This window comes from Pseudomonas sp. SDT291_1_S447 (assembly GCF_054070155.1).
This window is the reverse complement of the sequence record NZ_JBSVXS010000214.1, coordinates 1-4598: the sequence shown is the minus strand read 5'-3', so window position 1 is coordinate 4598 and position 4598 is coordinate 1. Positions and strand designations below refer to the sequence as shown.

The 4598-nt window shown below is 59.1% G+C and carries 4 protein-coding genes; 1 reads left to right on the top strand and 3 read right to left on the bottom strand.

From position 1 onward, the window contains the following. Window positions 1-72: 72 nt before the first annotated feature. Together ACW9IR_RS28735 and ACW9IR_RS28730 are read right to left on the bottom strand one after the other, a co-directional pair. Entirely contained in the window at window positions 73-471 is a 399-nt protein-coding gene (locus tag ACW9IR_RS28735; protein ID WP_042559912.1) for a MerR family transcriptional regulator, read from the bottom strand. 196 nt (window positions 472-667) lie between these two features. After that, complete coding sequence (locus ACW9IR_RS28730; RefSeq protein WP_016986544.1) at window positions 668-1597, bottom strand: LysR family transcriptional regulator; 930 nt, start codon at window positions 1595-1597, stop codon at window positions 668-670. Between the two features lie 157 nt (window positions 1598-1754). On the opposite strand from ACW9IR_RS28730, the gene ACW9IR_RS28725 reads away from it, so the two are divergent. Further along, window positions 1755-2984 carry an acyl-CoA dehydrogenase gene (locus ACW9IR_RS28725; RefSeq protein WP_102901266.1) on the top strand — a complete coding sequence of 410 codons (1230 nt, stop codon included), beginning with the start codon at window positions 1755-1757 and terminating at the stop codon, window positions 2982-2984. Window positions 2985-3129: 145 nt separating this feature from the next. Here ACW9IR_RS28725 and ACW9IR_RS28720 read toward each other — a convergent pair whose 3' ends face one another. Then, complete coding sequence (locus ACW9IR_RS28720; RefSeq protein WP_102901267.1) at window positions 3130-4464, bottom strand: substrate-binding domain-containing protein; 1335 nt, start codon at window positions 4462-4464, stop codon at window positions 3130-3132. Window positions 4465-4598: the final 134 nt, after the last annotated feature.

The following is a 4598-nucleotide window of genomic DNA, read 5'->3' as shown; positions in this document are numbered from 1 at the left end:
AGATAATATTTGTTCGACTGATACACCGCTATCGCGAGCAGGCTCACTCCTACAGGGGATTTGTGTTGTTTGTCAGATCGCCTGCTGGCTCTTGAGCGTCTGCTCCAGCGCCTGCACGCAGCGCTCTTCAGCAGTATCGAGTTCCAGCTTCATCTGTTCGATATCCAGCAACTGCTGCTCCAGTTGCTCGCGGCGTTCACTGATTTTCGCCAGCATGCTGTTGAGCTGTTTGGTGTTACCGCTGGACGGGTCATAAAGCTCGATCAGTTCGCGGCATTCGGCCAGCGAGAAGCCAATGCGTTTGCCACGCAGGATCAGCTTCAGACTGACCTTGTCGCGCGGCGAATAGATGCGTTCCTGGCCACGGCGCTCAGGGCTGAGCAGGCCTTGCTCTTCATAAAAGCGGATCGCCCGGGTGGTGATGTCCAGCTCGCGGGCGAGGTCGGAGATGCTGTAAGTCTGGCTGCTCATGGAAGCGCTCGGAAAAAGGTCTTGGCGCTAAGCTAATGGCAGGTTGACGTTTACGTCAAGCGGGATGATCTGTGGTGTTCATGCTGGCCTCATCGCGAGCAGGCTCACTCCTACAATTGGTTGCATTTCTTCAGATGAAACACGGTCAACTGTAGGAGTGAGCCTGCTCGCGGTGGCAGCGCCGCGGTAAAAAGCCCTACACCTTATCGAGCTTCTTCTCCTGCGCCGTCACCTGCTGGCACAACTCGATCATCTGCTCACGCATCCAGCGATTCGCCGGGTCCTGGTCAGTACTCTCATGCCAATACAGATGCGTCTCCACCGGCGGCACATCATTCACCGGCAGGTTAAACGCCTGCAGTTCATGCCGCCGGGCAAAGCGCTCCGGCACGGTCATGACCATGTCGGTCTGCTGCATCACTTGCGAGGCCATCAAATAGTGCTGCGAACGCAGGGCGATCTTGCGCTGAATGCCCATTTTGCCCAACGCCAGATCTACATACCCCAAGCCACTGCGGCGGCTGGAAATATGGATGTGGGTCAGCGACAGATAATCATCCAGCGAGAGCTTTTCCTTGCCCGCCATCGGATGGCCCTTGCGCATCGCGCAGACGTAACGGTCTTCCATCAGCTTGACGTGGCGCACCTGCGGGTCGGTGTTAAGCGGCGCATCCACCGCAAAATCCAGACGCCCGGCGGCCAGTTCCTTGGTGGTTTCCCGGCGTTTGGACAGAAAACTTTCGATGATCACCGTCGGCGCCAGGCGGCGCAGGCGCTGGAACAGCGGCGGCAGAATCACCGCCTCGGTGAGGTCGGTCATGCTGATGCGGTAAGTCTTGACCGCCTGCGCCGGGTTGAAAATGCGGCTTTCCTGAACCGACACGCGCAGCAGCGACAGGGCGTTGCGCACCGGGCCGATGATGTTCTGCGCCATCGGCGTCGGCACCATGCCCTGCGCGGTGCGCACAAACAGCGGATCGTTAAAGGTCTCGCGCAACCGCGCCAAGGCGTTGGACACCGCTGGCTGGGTGATGCCGACAATCTGCCCGGCGCGGGTCAGGTTGGCTTCGGTATAGATCGCGTCGAAGACGATGAAAAGGTTGAGGTCGACCTTGCTCAGATTCATAACGCGGCTTCTCTTGTTTTTAAGGGCTGACGATCACTGGATCATATATCGGTGATGAATGTTTATACACGCCGAGAATAGGCTAGGTAAATTATCAGCGCTGTTCTAGCATCGATTGCATGACTTGAACAACCTCTGCCCAAGAAGGTAATTGATCATGGATTTCGCTTATTCGCCCAAGGTGCAAGAACTGCGTGAGCGCGTGACCGCGTTCATGGACACTTACGTTTATCCGGCCGAGGCGGTGTTCGAACGCCAGGTTGCCGAAGGCGATCGCTGGCAGCCGACCGCGATTATGGAAGAGCTCAAAGCCAAGGCCAAAGCCGAAGGCCTGTGGAATCTGTTTCTGCCGGAGTCGGAGCTCGGTGCCGGTCTGACCAACCTCGAATACGCACCATTGGCGGAAATCATGGGCCGCTCGCTGTTAGGCCCGGAGCCATTCAACTGCTCGGCGCCGGACACCGGCAACATGGAAGTGCTGGTGCGCTACGCCAACGAAGAGCAGAAACAGCGCTGGCTCGAACCGCTGCTGCGCGGCGAGATCCGCTCGGCATTCGCCATGACCGAACCCGACGTGGCCTCGTCCGACGCCACCAACATGGCCGCCCGCGCCGAACGGAATGGCGACGAGTGGGTGATCAACGGCAAAAAATGGTGGACCTCCGGCGCCTGCGATCCGCGCTGCAAGATTTTGATCTTCATGGGCCTGAGCAATCCCGATGCACCACGCCACGCCCAGCACTCGATGATCCTCGTGCCGGTCGACACCCCCGGGGTGAAAATCGTCCGCCCATTGCCGGTATTCGGTTACGACGACGCGCCACACGGCCACGCCGAGGTGCTGTTCGACAATGTGCGCGTGCCGTACGAAAACGTTCTGCTCGGTGAAGGTCGCGGCTTTGAAATTGCGCAAGGTCGCCTTGGCCCAGGCCGTATTCACCACTGCATGCGTTCGATCGGCATGGCCGAGCGTGCATTGGAATTGATGTGCAAACGCGCGGTGAGCCGCACTGCCTTCGGCAAACCGCTGGCACGGCTGGGCGGTAACGTCGACAAGATCGCCGACTCGCGGATGGAAATCGACATGGCGCGCCTGCTGACGTTGAAAGCGGCGTACATGATGGACACCGTCGGCAATAAAGTGGCGAAGAGCGAAATCGCGCAGATCAAAGTGGTTGCGCCGAACGTCGCGCTGCGGGTGATCGACCGGGCGATCCAGATGCATGGCGGGGCCGGGGTGTCGAACGATTTCCCGCTGGCCTACATGTACGCCATGCAACGCACCCTGCGCCTGGCCGACGGCCCGGACGAAGTGCACCGCGCGGCGATCGGCAAGTTCGAGATCGGCAAGTATGTGCCGAAGGAAATGCTGCGTAGCGAACGCTGATCCAGTACCGCGTTATCGTTCATCGCTGGCAAGCCAGCTCCCACGGGTTTCTTCGGTGTTCACAAAATTTGTGTTCACTGGAGCTCCCTGTGGGAGCTGGCTTGCCAGCGATGACGTAAGCCGGTTCAACCCATCAACATCAGGCTCAATACACCCAAACCTCAACCCGCCGATTCTTGATCCTCCCCTCATCCGCATTGTTCGCCGCCACCGGCATCAACGCACCAAAGCCGCGAACCTCGCGCAACACCACGCCGTTCTTCACCAACTCACGCCGAACCGCCATCGCCCGAAGCTTCGACAGCAGATCCGCCCGTGCCGGGTCGTCCTTGGCATCACCAAACCCAACCAATGTCACCGCGCGCTCGGTCTTGTCATGGCGCTTTATATAGTCGAACACCCGCGCCAGATCCTGACGCGCCTTGTTATCGAGATTCGCGCTGCCTTCCTCGAAACGGAAATTCACCGTCAGACGCTGGGCGTGACGGCTGAGGGATTGATAACCCTCGGGCATCAGCGCATTCGGTGCCACCGTCATGGCGTGCACGGTCTGGCTGATGAAGCCGTTGGCCGCAACAATCGCCTGGCCCTGACGACTTTGCGCAAACTCCACCAACGCCTGCGCCCAAGGATTGTTGCTGTCGGGTGGCAGGTAGAAGAACAATCGCCGCGACAGTGGATAGTCTTCGGTAGCGATCAGGCTGTTGAGCGGCAGCATCGACTGCGATGCGCCATCAGCAATCGCCACGGCTTTGGCCTGGCGCACGTAAGGCAAACCGATGAAGCCGATACCTTGCGGGTCCGTACTGACGGCGTCGGACAATTGTTCGCTGGACTCAAACCTTTTCGCCGCGTTGCTCAGACTTTTCCCACGACGACTCAGGACTAACTCCTTAAACGTGTCGTAGGTCCCGGACTGATCATCGCGCGCATATAAATGGATAGCGCCTCCACGTCCGGCGAGGTCTTCCCAGGTTTTCACTTCGCCACTGAAGATCCGCGCCAGTTGCTCGGTGTCCAGTTGTTGGAGGGGATTATCGGGATGAAGGATGATCGCCAGGCCATCGATGGCGATGACTTGTTCGGCGGCAGGACTTTTCAGATCGCCCAGTGATTGCAAGGTCTGCAACTCGCTGTCCTTGATCTCGCGGGAAGACGCGGCCAGATCGGCGCTGGCATTTTTCAACGCGGTGAAACCGGTGCTGGACCCGTGCGCGGCGACTTCAACGACCACGCGTTTGCCTTCGTGGGTCTGGCCGACGATGCGCAATTCATTGGCGGTGTCCGGGGTTTCGCGGTGGATCTTCAGCAAACCCTGTTCCTGCAGCAGGCCTTCGACCAGTGCCGGGCCGAGTTCGGCGCCGATGGTGTTGGAACCTTGAATGCGCAGCGCGGGGCCGTTTTCAGGGAGGGGCAGGGCGGCGGCAGAAACCGTCAGCCACGCACTCAAGAGAAAAACGCACAGAACACGCAGGGTCATGCCGGCACCGAATCAAGCCAAGGGGATTGCCGGGGAGATTAAGTCAGGCGCATGACCGAAAGATGACAGCGATCCCCTGTAGGAGTGAGCCTGCTCGCGATAGCGGTGGATCAATCAACTTAGATATTGACTGA

Coding starts and splice junctions, on each gene's coding strand:
- ACW9IR_RS28720 (WP_102901267.1), bottom strand. CDS start 4,464: ATGACCCTGCGTGTTCTGTGCGTTTTTCTCTTGAGTGCGTGGCTGACG.
- ACW9IR_RS28730 (WP_016986544.1), bottom strand. CDS start 1,597: ATGAATCTGAGCAAGGTCGACCTCAACCTTTTCATCGTCTTCGACGCG.
- ACW9IR_RS28735 (WP_042559912.1), bottom strand. CDS start 471: ATGAGCAGCCAGACTTACAGCATCTCCGACCTCGCCCGCGAGCTGGAC.
- ACW9IR_RS28725 (WP_102901266.1), top strand. CDS start 1,755: ATGGATTTCGCTTATTCGCCCAAGGTGCAAGAACTGCGTGAGCGCGTG.